The organism is Flavobacterium sp. (genome assembly GCF_027484205.1).
GTDB lineage: Bacteria > Bacteroidota > Bacteroidia > Flavobacteriales > Flavobacteriaceae > Flavobacterium.
In genome coordinates, this window is record NZ_JAIXUB010000001.1 from 131,104 (window position 1) to 147,625 (window position 16,522).

16 protein-coding genes are annotated in these 16,522 nt (G+C 32.0%); 7 read left to right on the forward strand and 9 right to left on the reverse strand.

Annotated elements, in window-relative coordinates; all coding sequences use genetic code 11:
• Nucleotides 1-41: 41 nt before the first annotated feature.
• The 8 genes from Q0049_RS00520 to Q0049_RS00555 all read right to left on the reverse strand — a co-directional run bounded on the left by Q0049_RS00520 (nucleotide 42) and on the right by Q0049_RS00555 (nucleotide 6,407).
• A complete protein-coding gene (locus Q0049_RS00520) occupies nucleotides 42-1,292 on the reverse strand; it encodes a competence/damage-inducible protein A (protein ID WP_298115212.1) in 1,251 nt (416 codons plus the stop codon).
• Between the two features lie 103 nt (nucleotides 1,293-1,395).
• Entirely contained in the window at nucleotides 1,396-1,740 is a 345-nt protein-coding gene (locus Q0049_RS00525; protein WP_298115215.1) for a histidine kinase, read from the reverse strand.
• Nucleotides 1,740-2,351: a fumarylacetoacetate hydrolase family protein gene (locus tag Q0049_RS00530; RefSeq protein WP_298115218.1), complete on the reverse strand. Its 612-nt coding sequence runs from the start codon at nucleotides 2,349-2,351 to the stop codon at nucleotides 1,740-1,742. The genes Q0049_RS00525 and Q0049_RS00530 overlap by 1 nt, the downstream gene beginning before the upstream one ends.
• A 68-nt stretch (nucleotides 2,352-2,419) precedes the next feature.
• On the reverse strand, nucleotides 2,420-3,193 hold the full coding sequence (locus Q0049_RS00535; RefSeq protein ID WP_298115221.1) for a 3'-5' exonuclease: 774 nt from the start codon (nucleotides 3,191-3,193) through the stop codon (nucleotides 2,420-2,422).
• A gap of 130 nt (nucleotides 3,194-3,323) precedes the next feature.
• Nucleotides 3,324-4,655, reverse strand: coding sequence for a dihydrolipoamide acetyltransferase family protein (locus Q0049_RS00540; protein ID WP_298115224.1), 1,332 nt, complete (start codon nucleotides 4,653-4,655; stop codon nucleotides 3,324-3,326).
• Nucleotides 4,656-4,731: 76 nt separating this feature from the next.
• Nucleotides 4,732-5,874: a glycosyltransferase family 2 protein gene (locus Q0049_RS00545; protein ID WP_298115226.1), complete on the reverse strand. Its 1,143-nt coding sequence runs from the start codon at nucleotides 5,872-5,874 to the stop codon at nucleotides 4,732-4,734.
• A 9-nt stretch (nucleotides 5,875-5,883) separates the two neighbouring features.
• A complete protein-coding gene (locus Q0049_RS00550) occupies nucleotides 5,884-6,189 on the reverse strand; it encodes a hypothetical protein (RefSeq protein ID WP_298115229.1) in 306 nt (101 codons plus the stop codon).
• Nucleotides 6,186-6,407 (reverse strand): hypothetical protein, encoded by a 222-nt coding sequence (locus Q0049_RS00555; RefSeq protein WP_298115232.1) that lies wholly within the window; start codon nucleotides 6,405-6,407, stop codon nucleotides 6,186-6,188. Before Q0049_RS00555 ends, Q0049_RS00550 begins: the two co-directional genes overlap by 4 nt.
• A gap of 294 nt (nucleotides 6,408-6,701) precedes the next feature.
• Here Q0049_RS00555 and Q0049_RS00560 point away from each other — a divergent pair, with 294 nt between their 5' ends.
• Complete coding sequence (locus tag Q0049_RS00560) at nucleotides 6,702-8,558, forward strand: ABC-F family ATP-binding cassette domain-containing protein (protein ID WP_298115667.1); 1,857 nt, start codon at nucleotides 6,702-6,704, stop codon at nucleotides 8,556-8,558.
• An 84-nt stretch (nucleotides 8,559-8,642) separates the two neighbouring features.
• Nucleotides 8,643-9,452: an O-methyltransferase gene (locus tag Q0049_RS00565; RefSeq protein WP_298115235.1), complete on the forward strand. Its 810-nt coding sequence runs from the start codon at nucleotides 8,643-8,645 to the stop codon at nucleotides 9,450-9,452.
• 60 nt (nucleotides 9,453-9,512) lie between these two features.
• Here the strand turns inward: Q0049_RS00565 and Q0049_RS00570 are convergent, their stop codons facing one another.
• Nucleotides 9,513-10,199 carry a hypothetical protein gene (locus tag Q0049_RS00570; protein ID WP_298115238.1) on the reverse strand — a complete coding sequence of 229 codons (687 nt, stop codon included), beginning with the start codon at nucleotides 10,197-10,199 and terminating at the stop codon, nucleotides 9,513-9,515.
• A 153-nt stretch (nucleotides 10,200-10,352) separates the two neighbouring features.
• On the opposite strand from Q0049_RS00570, the gene Q0049_RS00575 reads away from it, so the two are divergent.
• The 5 genes from Q0049_RS00575 (at nucleotide 10,353) to Q0049_RS00595 (ending at nucleotide 16,398) form a co-directional block, all read left to right on the forward strand.
• On the forward strand, nucleotides 10,353-11,051 hold the full coding sequence (locus Q0049_RS00575; protein WP_298115241.1) for an ABC transporter ATP-binding protein: 699 nt from the start codon (nucleotides 10,353-10,355) through the stop codon (nucleotides 11,049-11,051).
• A gap of 277 nt (nucleotides 11,052-11,328) precedes the next feature.
• Nucleotides 11,329-11,898, forward strand: coding sequence for a cob(I)yrinic acid a,c-diamide adenosyltransferase (locus Q0049_RS00580; protein WP_298115243.1), 570 nt, complete (start codon nucleotides 11,329-11,331; stop codon nucleotides 11,896-11,898).
• Nucleotides 11,899-12,051: 153 nt separating this feature from the next.
• A complete protein-coding gene (locus Q0049_RS00585; protein WP_022828503.1) occupies nucleotides 12,052-12,273 on the forward strand; it encodes a DUF2795 domain-containing protein in 222 nt (73 codons plus the stop codon).
• 105 nt (nucleotides 12,274-12,378) lie between these two features.
• Nucleotides 12,379-15,732 carry a preprotein translocase subunit SecA gene (gene secA, locus Q0049_RS00590; protein WP_298115246.1) on the forward strand — a complete coding sequence of 1,118 codons (3,354 nt, stop codon included), beginning with the start codon at nucleotides 12,379-12,381 and terminating at the stop codon, nucleotides 15,730-15,732.
• Between the two features lie 84 nt (nucleotides 15,733-15,816).
• Nucleotides 15,817-16,398, forward strand: coding sequence for a hypothetical protein (locus tag Q0049_RS00595; protein ID WP_298115249.1), 582 nt, complete (start codon nucleotides 15,817-15,819; stop codon nucleotides 16,396-16,398).
• The last annotated feature ends 124 nt before the right edge of the window (nucleotides 16,399-16,522 follow it).

A 16,522-nucleotide genomic window follows, 5' to 3' on the forward strand; every position in this document is an offset into this window, starting at 1 on the left:
TGCAAACTTACATAAAATAAATGTTAGTAGCAAAAAAAATATTATAGATTTTTAAAAATTTCTTTTTGTAACATTTCAAATGCTTTATTTACTGTTCTATCTATCACTTTTTCACGTGGTTGACCAAAATTAAATTCTTCAACAATTATATTATTCGGAGTGATTAAAGCTATAAAAACAGTTCCAACAGAAGCATCTGCATCACCTTTACTTGGTCCTGCATTACCTGTTGTTGCTATGGCGTAATCTGTTTTCATTAATTTTTGAATTCCGATTGCCATTTCTTGAGCAACTTGAGCACTTACTACAGAATGTTCATCAATAACTTGTTGTGAAACTCCTAAAACCGATACTTTAGTTTCTGTTGCATACGAAACAACACTTCCTCTAAAGTAGTTTGAAGCACCTGAAACCGATGTCAAAACTTGTGCTATTTTTCCTCCTGTACAACTCTCTGCAGTAGAAATTGTTTTTCCTAACTTTGTTAATTGTCTTCCCAAAACAACTTCTATAGTTTCATCTTCATCATATCCTACAATAATATCAGCAATTATTTTTGAAAGCGATTGAACATTTTCATCAATTGCATTTTGAAGTAATTCTTTGTTTGTACCTCGTGCTGTTAAACGCAAACGAACTCTTCCTGGAGCAGGCAAATAAGCTAATTTTATAAAATTAGGTAACTCATTCTCCCAATTTTCAATTCGCTCAGCTACCAAACTTTCTCCTTGACCATAAGTCATAATTGTTTTATGAATAATATATGGTCTATCGTACTCATTTACAATTTTAGGAACAATCTCATTTTCGACTAAATATTTCATTTCATAAGGAACACCTGGCAGCGAAATATAAACTGTATTTTCCTTTTTCATCCACATTCCTGGAGCAGTACCGACTTTGTTAAAAAGAACTTCACATTTAGATGGAACAAGAGCTTGGTCGCGGTTCATTTGTGTAATTGGACGCTTAAAAATACTTTCAATCATTTCCTTAACGTGAGTAAGTACTTCTTGATTTTCAATTAAATTATCATCAAAATATTCGCAAAATGTTTTTTTAGTAATATCGTCTTTAGTTGGACCTAATCCACCAGTAATGATTACAAAATCTACTTTATTTTGAAGTGATTTGAATGTGTCTAAAATGTGCTGTTTATCATCACTAATTGACAATAATTCATGCGTTTGAACTCCAATTTTATCGAGTGCTTTGGCGATGTATCCTGAATTAGTATCAATAATTTGACCAATTAAAATTTCATCTCCAATGGTTACAATTGTAGCTTTCATTATTTTTTTTAGCAAATTTAGTGGTTTTATTCAAAGTGAATTGAAATAAAAAAGGAATTATTCTCGCAAATAATTCCTTCAAATAATTTTAAAAACTAAAAGTTTATATCTCGAAATCTTTCTTAATCTCTTTTATTGCTTTTTCTACTTGATTTTCAATACTTTCAAATGTAGCTTCAATTTCTTTTTTCTTTCCTTCTGCTCTTGTCCATGCTTCAACTTGAAGAATTTCCTCATGAGCCATCGTCATACCTAACAAATCTAAAGTTGGCTTAATTTTGTGCGCATAGGCATAAGCTAATTTATGATCTTTAGTTTTAATTCCTAGATCGATTTGTTTTAAATCTTGTGGAACTTCTGTTACAAAAAGTGAGATGATTTGCATTACAAATTCAGGATCATTGTCCGAAAGTGCATAAACTTTTGATAGGTTGTAGTTTAGGGCCATTATTTTACTTGTATTTTGAATATTTTTTTGTTTTCTATAAATCCTTCTAAGACATCATTTGGTTTTACAACAGCAACTCCTTCTGGTGTTCCTGTAAAAATAATATCTCCAATTTTCAGGGTGAAATATTGTGAAACATGAGAAATTAGTTCGTCAATTTTCCACAACATATGACTTGTATCACCTTTTTGAACAACTGTTCCGTTCTTAACTAGTTCAAATTTAATACTTTCTAAAGAATTGAAAAAATTTTTCGGTAAAAAGTCACCAATTACCGCTGAACCGTCAAATGCTTTAGCTTTTTCCCATGGCAAACCCTTTTCTTTAAGTTTGGCCTGTAAATCTCTAGCTGTAAAATCTATTCCTAAACCAATTTCATCATAATAATTATGAGCGAACTTTGGTTCGATATATTTTCCAACTTTATTTATTTTAACCAATATCTCAACTTCATGATGAATATCTTCTGAAAAATCAGGTATAACAAACGGATGTTGCTTTAACAAAACAGCAGAGTCTGGTTTTAAAAACACCACAGGTTCATCAGGACGTTCATTTTGAAGTTCCTCGATATGTTTTACATAATTTCTTCCGATACAGATGATTTTCATTTCTTATATTGTTTGAAGATGGAAGGTGAAAGACAGAAGAAAAACTTCCTGCTTTAGACTTCTAACTTCTAGCTTTTTGTATTCAGTTTTCTTAATTTAATTCCTGTTAATACTTTTTTAGTATACAGAGGAAAATCAGCACCTTGAATCCAACCATAATAACCTGGCTCCTTTTCAAGAACTTCTTCTACTAATTGTCCTTTATTTTTTCCAAAAGTAAAAATTTCTCTTCCATCGTTATTTAAAGCTATGAATCCTGCAAAATCAACTGATTTTTTTCGAGTTGTGAATTCAGACAACCACTTCATATCATTGTCCAAATCGTCATATCTATCTAATTGTGCTTTTAGAATTTCATAAGTCGCCATAGTATCAGCTTCAGCAGAATGAGCATTTTCTAAACTCTCGTTGCAATAAAACTTATAAGCCGCACTTAAAGTTCGCTCCTCTTTTTTATGAAAAATGGTTTGAACATCTACTGAAACTCTATTTTTCATATCAAAATCAACTTCTGCACGAAGCAATTCTTCAGCAAGAAGCGGAATGTCAAATCTATCTGAATTAAAACCTGCCAAATCAGAATCCTTAATCATATTATGAATTTGAGAAGCTAATTCTTTAAACGTAGGTTCATTAGCCACTTTTTCATTAGTGATTCCATGAACAGCTGTTGTTTGAGGCGGAATTGGAATTGTTGGATTTACTAACCAAGTTTTGCTTTCCTTATTTCCGTTAGGATAAACCTTAAAGATTGAAATTTCTACAATTCTATCCTTAGCAACATCAATTCCTGTTGTTTCAAGATCGAAAAAACAAATTGGTCGGTTGAGTTTTAATTCCATTTTTAATTTTTGTTGCGACAAATATAAAATTTTGTACTTACCGTTTATCGATTATTTATAATTTATTATGTTTTTAAACAAAAAACCCTTTCACAATTTGGAAAGGGTTGATTTGCAATTATCTATATTATTAGTATTCTCTATTTACATCAAATGCTTCTAAATACTCAGCTACACGTTTTACAAAACTTCCGCCAAGTGCTCCATCTACAACTCTGTGGTCGTAACTGTGCGACAAGAACATTTTTTGACGAATTCCGATGAAATCACCTTCTGGAGTTTCGATAACTGCTGGTACTTTTCTAATCGCACCAAGAGCTAAGATTCCAACTTGAGGTTGATTAATAATTGGTGTACCAAATACAGAACCAAAAGTTCCTACGTTTGTTACAGTGTATGTTCCGCCTTGCGTATCGTCTGGTTTTAATTTTCCAGCTTTGGCTCTGTTTCCTAAATCGTTAACCGCTTTTGCCATTCCAACCAAATTTAATTGGTCAGCGTTTTTAATTACTGGAACGATTAAATTTCCGTTTGGTAATGCAGCAGCCATTCCTAAATTGATGTTTTTCTTTTTAATGATATAATCACCATCAACAGAAATATTCATTCCAGGGAAATCTTTTAATGCTTTTGCAACTGCTTCCATCATAATTGGAGTGAAAGTCAATTTCTCACCTTCACGTTTTTCGAAAGCACCTTTTACTTTATCTCTCCATTTTACAATATTGGTAACGTCAACTTCAATAAATGACTGTACATGTGCAGAAGTTTGCACTGAAGCAACCATATAACCCGAAATCAATTTACGCATTCTGTCCATTTCAACAATTTCGTCACCTCCATTTACAGAAACCGGAACGGCTTGAGTTGTAGGATGAACCGTTGGAGTTGTAGGTTGAGCAACTGGAGTAACAGTTTGTGCTACAACTGGCTGACTTGTTCTATTCTTTACAAAATTTAATATATCTTCTTTAGTTACGCGTCCATCTTTTCCTGAACCAGAAATATTTTCAAGTTCTGCAACAGACACACCTTCTTCTTTAGCAATGTTTTTTACTAAAGGAGAAAAGAATTTATCTGATCCCGAATAGTCGGGAGAAAAATCAGCAGGAGTAACTGTCTCTTTAGCAACTTCTACTGTTTTAGCAACTTCAGCAACAGCAATTGGCATCTCGACTGCGCTCGATGTGACAGAACTTTTTTCAAATGATGTACTTCCGCCTTCTGTTTCGATAATCGCAATAGTTTGACCAACTTTTACCACATCATCTTTCCCAAAAAGTTGCTCTACTAAAACACCTGAAACTTCACTTGGAACTTCACTATCAACTTTGTCTGTAGCAATTTCAAGAACTGCTTCGTCCATTGCGATAGTATCTCCAACGTTTTTTAACCAATTGGTAATTGTTGCTTCTGCAACGCTTTCACCCATTTTAGGTAATTTCAATTCAAACTTTGCCATATCTTTAAACTAAAGTTGTGTTTTTTTATAATGATTGCAAAATTAGTAATTTTATCTTCATTTTGTAAAGAATATACTAATTTTTTAGCTGAATAATTTCTCCTCTATCTATTGAATTATTGCTTCCAATGAGAAAGTTAGAGTTTGGAATGTAATTTTTAAATGTTAAATTACTGCATTTATTTGAATTCATGAAATTAATAATCTCTTGAAAACTAAATGATTTTGTATCAAAAATAATTTCGATATTCGATTTAGAATTGTTTTTAAACTCGGAAAAATCATTTAAAACAGTCTCTTTTTTGTTCAGATTGAATTGTAATGCATCTTTCGAAAAAATAACATATTCATCAATCGTTCTTTTTATTTCTTTGGATTGATTTTTCTTAATAAGTGAAAAGACATAAACTCCAATTTTCATAAAAACATTAAATAAAAACGATTTTTTAAAATGCTTAGAATAAAAGAAGTTCATCGCTTCTTGAAATCGTTTCATATACTTTTCATCACGAATCGTGCTCTCTCCTTTATAATGTATTACGGTTGTATCATGAAAATAATAATTGCATTTTCCTTTTTGTAACACCATATAACTCAAATCAATATCGTCTGAATACATGAAGCAATTTTCGTCAAAACCTCCTATTTCATTATACAATTCCCGTTTCATCACCATAAAAGCACCAACTAAAATATCAACTCTTCCCGATTGATTTTCGGTTAAATGTTGGGCATAATACTTTCCAAAAATATTTGAAATTTCATACAATCCGAAGATTTTAGTGAAAGCAACCCAAGGTGTTGGAACTCCGCGTTTAGATTCTGGTAGAAAATTTCCTGTTCCGTCGATTAGTTTACATCCAATTATTCCTATTTCAGAATTTGGCACTTCGTCTGCGCTCAGTGTGACAAAATTTAGAATTTTTTCAAAAGTATCTTCTGCTACAACGGTGTCTGGATTTAAAATACAAATATAGTCGCCTTTGGCTTGTGCAACTCCAATATTATTTCCTTTTGGAAAACCAAGATTTTCTTTATTTTCGATAAGTTTTACTTTAGGAAACAGTTCTTTCATCATCGCACAACTTTCGTCAGATGAGTTATTGTCAATTACAATGATTTCGCCATCAATGGTTGAAAGTGCCTTTTGAACACTTAAAACGCATTGCTCTAAAAAAAAGCGCACATTATAATTAAGGATGATAACGGATAGTTGCATTGGACAAATTTAAAGCAACTTATTTAATTCTTCAGGATTTTTTTGATTGTTGAAAAAAAAGTGAAGTTCTATTATTTTCATATCAGAATTAAAACTGTAATACAAAGTAGTTTGTTTAGAAATAACAATGCAATATACTTTAAGAGATTTGCTGTAAATACCAATCTCAGGATTTATTGATAATCTACTCAAATTTTCTTCAACTAAATCACTAAACTTTTTAACTTCATTGAAATTCCACTTAAATAAAATATAATTGATTTCTTCTTCAAAAGTTATTTGAGCTTTTACATCCCAAATCATGTCATAAATCATTTTAAAAAAGGATATTTTTCTTTTATTCTTTTCATTACAACGTCATGAGGAATTCCCTTTCCTTCTTTTAAATCTTTTTTAGACTTTTCAATTACTTTGGCAAATAGTGGATGTTCTTCAACATTTGCATAGGTTTTCTCTGTTGAATATTCCGTAATTGGTTCTTCAACTTTATTAAAGTCTTGGTTTTTATCTTTTTTGTTTGAATTGTCGCTCATGGCAAATAGTTTTGAATTTAGCTTCGCTCTGTTCGCTGTTGCTCGAGTCAAATATACAAATTAAATTTAGTGTTGTTTTGAAAATTGAAGCAAAAGTGCAATACAATTACTTTCTAGCCCTGATCTCGTCATTGTTGAAGTCTCTTTTTTTTTCGAATGAGACGACTGACGAGAGCAGGAAAATGGTCCCGAAGTTTCGGGACAAATAAATCCCATGCCATTCGCTCCAACAAACTTGAAACTTTAATCATCAAACTTGAAACAAAAGACTATTTTTGCAAAAAAAATACAACTGTGAATTACCTTTCTGTAGAAAATATATCGAAATCATTTGGAGAACGAACGTTGTTCAAAGACATTTCGTTTGGAATAAATAAAGACCAAAAAATTGCTTTTATTGCCAAAAATGGTTCGGGCAAAACTTGTATCATGAAAATCATTAATGGCGAAGATGAACCAGATTCTGGACAAGTTGTGATTAGAAAAGAAATTAAAATGGCTTTTCTATCGCAAGTTCCTCAATTACAAGACGAATTGACCGTTGAAGAAAGTATTTTTGCATCAGATAACGAAATTCTACATGTAATTGAGCGTTATGAAAAAGCATTAGAAAATCCAGAAGATACTGAAGCTTATGAGAAAGCTTTTGACGATATGGACCGACATAATGCTTGGGATTTTGAAACACAATTCAAGCAAATTTTGTTCAAATTGAAGTTGGAAGATTTCAAATTGAAAGTCAAAAATATGTCTGGTGGACAAAAAAAACGTCTTTCATTGGCGATTATTTTGATTAATAAACCCGATTTATTGATTTTGGACGAGCCTACGAATCACCTTGATTTAGAAATGATTGAATGGTTAGAAAGTTATTTTGCAAAAGAAAATATTACGTTGTTTATGGTTACGCACGACCGTTTCTTTTTAGAACGCGTTTGCAACGAAATCATAGAATTAGATAACGGAAAATTATACAGTTACAAAGGAAATTATTCGTATTATTTAGAGAAGAAAGAAGAAAGATTAGCGTCTGAAAATGCTTCTATCGACAAGGCTCAAAATCTTTTTGTAAAAGAATTGGCTTGGATGCGAAGACAACCAAAAGCACGAACTACAAAATCAAAATCGCGTCAAGATGACTTTTACAAGATAAAAGAAGTTGCCGAAAGTCGTAGAAAAGAAAACAAAATTGAACTTGAAATCAACATGGAACGTCTTGGAAGCAAGATTATTGAGTTGCATAAAATTTCGAAAAAGTTTGGTGATAAAAAGATATTAGAGAATTTTAGTTTCGATTTTCAACGTGGTGCTCGAATTGGAATTATTGGTAAAAACGGAACAGGTAAATCGACTTTTTTGAATTTGTTGACACAAACAATTCCAGCAGATTCTGGGAAAGTTGTAATGGGTGAAACTATTAAAATTGGTTACTACACTCAAAGCGGAATAAATCCAAAACCGGGACAACGTGTTATTGATATTATTAAGGAATATGGCGAATATATTCCGTTGATGAAAGGAAAACTGATTTCGGCAAGTCAATTGTTGGAGCGATTTTTATTTGACAGCAAAAAACAATACGATTTTGTTGAAAAACTTTCTGGTGGCGAATTGAAACGATTGTATTTATGTACGGTTTTGATTCAGAATCCGAATTTCTTGATTCTCGATGAGCCAACAAATGATTTGGATATTGTTACATTAAATGTATTAGAAAGTTTCTTGTTGGATTTTCCAGGTTGCTTGCTTGTGGTTTCGCATGACCGTTATTTCATGGATAAGATTGTTGATGATTTATTCGTTTTTAGAGGTGACGGAATTGTGGAGAATTTTCCAGGAAATTATTCAGATTTTAGAGCTTATGAAGATTCGGCTGAGCCAACAAATAAAGATGATAACAAGGAAAAGAATAATTGGAAAACCAAAACTATTTCTTCAGGATTAGATTTTAATGAACAAAAAGAATTCAATAAAATTGAAAAGGAAATCAAAGATTTAGAATACCAAAAGAAACAAATCGAGCAGTTATTCTCTGACGGAAATGTTGCCGATAATGATATAGAAACAAAAGCCAATGAACTGCAAAAAGTGATTAAAACACTTGAAGAAAAAGAAGAACGTTGGTTTGAATTGAGTTCAAAAATGGAATAAGAAAAAGTATTCAGTGCTTAGTTTTCAGTTGGCAGTTTCGCACTGAACACTGAACACTAAACACTGAACACTGAACACTAAATAATGTTACATATTATAAAATCATACTTAAAATTCCTTTGGAACTCCAAAAATCAACATGGAGTACATTCGCCGTTTGTGTATAATTTGGTTACCAAATGTTTTTATGATAAGAAAAAGTATCCTGAATATTCCATTCTAAAAGATTACAGAAATTCACTTTTACAAAATAAAAATACGATTGAAGTAACTGATTTTGGTGCTGGTTCGCGAGTTTTTAAAAGCAATACAAGAGCTATAAACCAAATTGCTAAAAACGCTGGAATTTCCTCAAAAAGAGCGGAATTGTTATTTAGAATTGTAAATTATTTTCAACCAAAGAACATTTTAGAAATTGGAACTTCTCTAGGATTAGCGACTTCGGCGTTATCTTTGGGACTCGAGGCGAAGACGAACAGAGCGAAGCTAAATTCTAAATCAAAAATAATTACATTAGAAGGTTGTCCTAAAACAATGTCAATTGCAAAAAATCAATGTGAATTTCAGAATCTAAATAACATCGAGTTTGTAAATACAAAATTTGAAGACTTTCTAAAAAACCCGAAACCCGAAACCCGAAACCCGAAACTAATTTACTTCGACGGCAATCATTCTAAAAAAGCTACTTTAGAGTATTTTGAACTTTTGCTTCCTTCAATAACAAATGATTCTATTTGGATTTTTGATGATATTCATTGGAGCAAAGACATGGAAGAAGCTTGGGAAATTATAAAAAATCATCACAAAGTCACTGTAACTATTGACACCTTTCAATGGGGAATTGTTTTTTTTAGAACTGAACAAGAAAAAGAACATTTTGTGATTAGAGTGTAAAAAAAATGACAACCATCACTGATTGCCATTTTCTTGAATTAATAATCATACTTAAAATCTTTATTCTTTTGCTTCGGCTGTTTCTCTACTCTTTGCACCCATTCTGTTCACTTTAAACATTGGTCCAAATTTTAATTTTACAGAAGCTATTTTATTATTATCGTCAGATGTTAATCCTTCTTTCTCAACGGTATTTTTTCTGTTATCTAATGCTTCATACATCAATTTAATCTCGTCATAATCCTCTCTAGAAAAATCTTCTTTATTGTCTTTGTATGATTGGAAAAAAGTTTCATACGTTTTCAAGATATTATCTTTATTAACCCAAGCAAAACTCATATCATCACCTATTTTTCCTGCACCAAAAAGTCTATCACGTAAACGTTGACTTGGTGATGATTCCGCAACAATTGCTGGAGTTGCTGCTTCCTTTTTTTCTTCAACACTTGCTTTCATTTCATTATAATCGGCATTATAAGAGTCTAATTTTTCTTGACCAGATGTTTTCTCTTTCTCATTAAGCACACTCAATGCATCTTTAGCACTTGTTGATTTTTTGTCATAATCTGATGCAATTTGATCCCAATTATCATTAATTGCCATTTCATCAACTGTCTTCAATGAATCAACATAACTCTCTAATTCACTAATTCTTTTATCGGCCATTTCTTTCTCTTTATTTTGACAAGAAACAATACCTAATAAAATCATTGAAAACAACCCTAATTTTAATGTACCTTTTTTCATAATTTGAATGTTATATTAATTAATGGCAAAGTTAGTTCCACATTTTATCACTAGTGTTATACAATTAAATATTATATTTACATAAATCTTTTTAAATCGATTTTGTAACTTTATTGCTACTTTTAGTACTAATACTTCATAATTTACACAAAAATGTCAAATTCACTCATAAACATCACAAACATTAAACGTGATTTCCAACTTGGAACTGAAACTATAAATGTTTTAAAAGGAATTGATTTACAAATCAATAAAGGAGAATATGTTGCTTTGATGGGACCATCAGGTTCAGGAAAATCAACCTTAATGAACCTTTTAGGATGTTTAGACACACCAACATCTGGAAGCTATATTCTTAACGGAAAAGATGTTTCACAAATGGATGATGATGAGTTAGCTGAAATTCGTAACAAAGAAATTGGATTTGTTTTTCAAACCTTTAATCTTTTACCAAGAACAACCGCTTTAGATAATGTTGCTTTGCCAATGATTTATGCAGGCTATTCAAAATCTGATAGAAATGCGCGAGCTACAGAGGTTTTAACACAAGTTGGGTTAAACGACAGAATGGATCATCAACCTAATCAGCTTTCTGGTGGACAACGACAAAGAGTTGCCGTTGCAAGAGCATTAGTCAACAAACCGTCTATAATTCTTGCCGATGAACCAACAGGTAATTTAGACAGTAAAACTTCTGTTGAAATCATGAAACTTTTTGGCGATATTCATGCAAACGGTAATACTGTAATTCTTGTAACTCATGAAGAGGACATTGCAAAATATGCTCATAGAATCATCCGTTTAAGAGATGGAATGATTGAAAGTGACGCATTAAATACAGAACATCTTTAATAAAATATTTCTACTAATAAAAATTTCAAGGAGCGAATCGTTCGGGCTTCATCCGTAAGCCATATTCCTGCTCTTGTCAGTCGCTTTTTTACAATGTGGCCTTCGTCAAGTTCAATGTGACACCTCAGGCAACATTGAAAAAAGAGCTCCAATAATGACAAGATCAGGGCTAGTTAGCAATCCATTTTAATTTTTGTTACCTTTGAAAAACAATTTTGATTTTTTGACAAAGACATAAATCTTATAGTCAAAGAATCTAAAAATCTAAAAATCTAAAATGAAAGTATATACAAAAACTGGTGACGCTGGAACAACAGCTCTTTTTGGAGGCACACGAGTTCCAAAACATCACATTCGTATTGAAAGTTATGGAACGGTTGACGAATTAAACTCACACATCGGACTCATTCGCGACCAACAAATAAATCAATTATATAAAAATGTACTAATTGAAGTACAAGATAGACTTTTTACTGTTGGAGCTATTTTAGCAACGCCACCAGAAAAAGAACTATTAAAAAGTGGTGAAAAACGTCTTCAAAATTTGGGTATTTTAGAATCCGATATTGAGTTTCTTGAAAAAGAAATTGATACCATGGAAGATAGTTTACCACAAATGACACATTTTGTACTTCCTGGTGGTCATACTTCTGTGTCATATTGTCATATTGCACGTTGTGTTTGCCGTCGTGCCGAACGTTTAGCCGTACATTTGAATGACATCGAACCTACAGATGAACTTGTAATTAAGTATCTAAACCGACTTTCTGACTACCTTTTTGTCTTGGCACGAAAGTTGTCATTTGACCTGAAAGCTGAAGAAGTTCAGTGGATTCCGAGAAAGTAGTTAGTTTTGTATTCAGTGTTCAATTACTGCTTACTGAGACTGAAAACTGAAAACTAAAACACACGTTCTTAAACTTAATTGAAAAATAAATCAAAAAAAACTTGACTTTTTCAGTAATAAATTTATTTTTGCACAAATTAAAACCCGAAGAAGATGTATTGGACATTAGAATTAGCATCGTATTTAAGTGATGCACCGTGGCCTGCAACCAAAGATGAACTTATAGACTACGCAATTAGAGCTGGTGCTCCACTTGAAGTAGTTGAAAACCTTCAATCAATTGAAGACGAAGGTGAAATATATGAATCAATGGAAGAAATTTGGCCAGATTATCCAACAGACGAAGATTATCTTTGGAATGAGGATGAATATTAAAAAATAAACTAACACAACAGAAGAAAAGTCTCCATTGGGGCTTTTTTTTTGTTTAAATTCGCATTCCCAAATATTGGGACATTAAAATTATAAATACAAACCATTATGAGTTTCATAAATAGCATACTTAAAGTATTCGTTGGAGATAAATCTCAAAAAGATGTTAAAGCAATTCAACCTTTAGTAACAAAAATTAAATCATTTGAAAGTGCTTTGATGGCATTATCTCATGATGAATTGAGAGAAAAAACAACTGCTTTTAAAGAAAAAATTAAATTAGCAAGAGCAGAAAAGGACAATAAAATTGCATCCCTAAAACAAGAAGCAGAAGGAACATCTGATATTGATAAAAGAGAAGACATCTACAATGCAATTGACGCACTTGAAAAAGAAGCTTATGATATTTCTGAAAAAGTATTAATGGATATTCTTCCTGAAGCTTTTGCTGTAGTCAAAGAAACAGCAAGACGTTTCAAAGAAAATACTTCAATAACAGTAAAAGCAACTCCAAAAGACAGAGAACTTTCTGCTACAAAATCATACATTGCTCTTGACGGAGACAACGCTACTTGGGCAAATTCATGGAATGCCGCTGGAAAAGAAATTACTTGGGACATGATTCACTATGACGTTCAGTTAATTGGTGGAATCGTATTGCATCAAGGTAAAATTTCCGAAATGCAAACCGGTGAAGGTAAAACACTTGTTGCTACACTTCCACTTTATTTAAATGCTTTGACAGGAAATGGAGTGCATTTAGTAACTGTAAATGACTATTTAGCAAAACGTGATAGTACATGGAAAGCTCCTTTATTTGAATTTCATGGGATAACTGTTGATTGTATTGATAACCATTCTCCAAACTCAGATGCAAGAAGAAAAGCCTATGAAGCTGATATTACTTATGGAACAAATAACGAATTTGGTTTCGATTATTTAAGAGATAACATGGCTCATTCGCCAGAAGATTTAGTACAAAGAAAACACAATTTTGCCATTGTTGACGAGGTTGACTCGGTATTAATTGATGATGCTAGAACACCATTAATTATTTCAGGTCCAGTTCCTGATGGCGATCGTCATGAATTTAATGAGTTAAAACCAAAAATTGAAAATCTTTACAATCTGCAACGACAATTAGCCAACGGATTTTTAACAGAAGCTAAACGTCTTGTAAAAGAAGGAAACACAAAAGATGGTGGTTTTCAATTGTTAAGAGCTTATCGTGCGCTTCCAAAAAACAAAGCATTAATTAAATTTTTAAGTGAAGAAGGAATTAAACAATTACTTCAAAAAACTGAAAATGAATACATGCAAGACAATAACCGCAAAATGCCAGAAGTTGATGAAGCATTGTATTTTGTAATTGAAGAAAAAAACAATCAAGTAGAGTTAACCGATAGCGGTATCAAGTATTTATCACAAGATACAGATGAAACTTTCTTTGTATTGCCTGATATTGGAACTGAAATTGCTACTATCGAAAAACAAAATCTTGAAAAAGATAAAGAAGCGGAAGCTAAAGAAAAATTATTTCAAGATTTTGGAATAAAATCAGAGAGAATTCACACGCTGACACAATTATTGAAAGCCTACACTCTTTTTGAAAAAGATGTGGAATATGTAATTATGGACAATAAAATTCTAATTGTTGATGAACAAACAGGACGTATCATGGATGGACGTCGTTATTCTGATGGATTACACCAAGCTATTGAAGCAAAAGAACAAGTAACTATTGAAGCTGCAACACAAACTTTTGCAACTATTACATTGCAAAATTATTTCCGTATGTACAGCAAATTAGCTGGTATGACAGGAACAGCAGTTACTGAAGCAGGAGAACTTTGGGAAATTTATAAATTAGATGTTGTTGAAATTCCAACAAATAGAGGTATTTCTCGTCAAGATAAAGAAGACTTAATTTACCGTTCTGTTCGTGAAAAATTTAATGCTGTAATTGAAGACGTAACACAACTTTCTGCTTCAGGAAGACCAGTATTAATTGGAACAACATCAGTAGAAATTTCAGAATTATTAAGCAGAATGTTGAAAATGCGTGGTGTTGCTCACAACGTATTGAATGCAAAAATGCACAAAAGTGAGGCTGAAATTGTTGCTGAAGCAGGAAAACCTGGAGTTGTAACCATTGCAACAAACATGGCTGGTCGTGGAACCGATATTAAACTAACTCCAGAAGTAAAAGCTGCTGGTGGTTTAGCAATCATTGGTACAGAACGTCATGATTCGCGTCGTGTTGACCGTCAGTTACGTGGTCGTGCTGGTCGTCAAGGTGATCCAGGAAGTTCTCAATTTTATGTTTCTCTTGAAGATAATTTGATGCGTCTTTTTGGTTCAGATAGAGTGGCTAAAATTATGGATAGAATGGGATTGAAAGAAGGTGAAGTTATTCAGCATTCAATGATGACCAAATCTATTGAAAGAGCACAGAAAAAAGTAGAAGAAAACAACTTTGGAACTCGTAAACGTTTGTTAGAGTATGATGACGTTATGAATGCACAAAGAGAAGTAGTTTACAAACGTCGTCGTCACGCTTTGCATGGTGAACGTTTGAAACTGGATATTGCTAACATGATGTATGACACTTGCGAAGTTATTGTTGGTGATAATAAAGCAGCAAATGATTTCAAAAATTTTGAATTTGAATTAATTAGATATTTTTCAATCACATCACCTGTTTCAGCTTCAGAATTTGAAAAATCTAATGAAATGGATTTGACAGGAAAAGTATATAAAGCAGCAATGCAATATTATACTGAAAAAACAGAGAGAAGCGCTCGCGAAGCATTGCCAATTATATCAAATGTATATGAGCAAGAAGGAAATAAATTTGAAAGAATTATTGTTCCTTTCACTGACGGAATCAAATCGCTGAACGTGGTTACTGATTTGAAAAAAGCTTACGAATCAAATGGTGCTCAATTAGTTGCAGATTTTGAAAAAAACATTACACTAGCCATTGTTGATGAAGCTTGGAAAAAACATTTACGCAAAATGGACGAATTGAAACAATCAGTTCAGTTGGCTGTTCATGAACAAAAAGATCCATTACTTATCTATAAATTAGAAGCATTCAAATTATTTAGAGCAATGCTTGATGGTGTTAATAAAGAGGTAATTTCATTCTTGTTTAAAGGAGATTTACCTCAACAGCAAAACAACATTCAAGAGGCAAGAAATGAAGTGCGTCAAAAAGAGAATTATACGGAATCAAGAAGTGAGATTCCGAATAGTGAAGAACTCGCTGAACAAAACAGAGAAGCAGGACAAACTCAACAACGTCAAGTTACAGAAACTATCGTTCGCGATCAACCAAAAATCAACAGAAACGATAATGTTACTATCAAACACGTTATGAGCGGAAAAACAGAAACCTTGAAATACAAAAAAGCTGAAAGCATGATTGCAAGTGGCGAATGGGTTTTAGTTAATGAATAATAAAACTTTTTAAGTTTAAAAATAATATCCTCAATTGTGAAAGCAGTTGAGGATTTTTTATTTACATTTGATAAAAATCAACCAATGAAAAAATATATTTTACAAATTTTCTTCATTATATTTCTAATTACAAACTCATTTAGTCAAAGTTTGGAGGAATTAAAATCAAATAGTCAAAAAATTTATGAAGCGACTACTACATTAAACTATGATCAGATTTTAGAATACACCTATCCAAAGGTCTTTAAAATCATCCCTAAAGATAAAATGAAAGAAGCTTTAGAGTCAACTTTCAAAGGAACAGAAGAAATGAAGGTAAAACTAATAGATGTTGCTCCAAATTTTACTTACGGCGAAATAAAGACCATCGATAAGCAAAAAATCTGTCAAGTAAATCATAATTTATCCATGGAACTAACATTCACAGAAACACTTGAAGAGGGAAATGCTGAAATGATGATTGAAATTTTTAAAGAAGCAATGGAAACCGAAGATGTAACTTTTAACAAAGAAAAAACAACATTCAGCATCAATAAAGTAGCTACAATGATTGCTATTTCAGATGAATTAACAAAAAATCAATGGCGATTTTTAAATAAAGACAAAGAAAATAAATTGATGAAAATGCTTTTAAATAAAAAAGTACTTCAAGAAATAGGATTATAAACTAAACTAAAAATATCATGGCAAAAAGTCAAGACGCAAAAAAGACCGTAAAAAAAGAACCTCTAAAAACGGCAAAAGAGAAAAAAGCAGAAAAAAGAGATAAAAAAAATACTCCTAAAAGAGA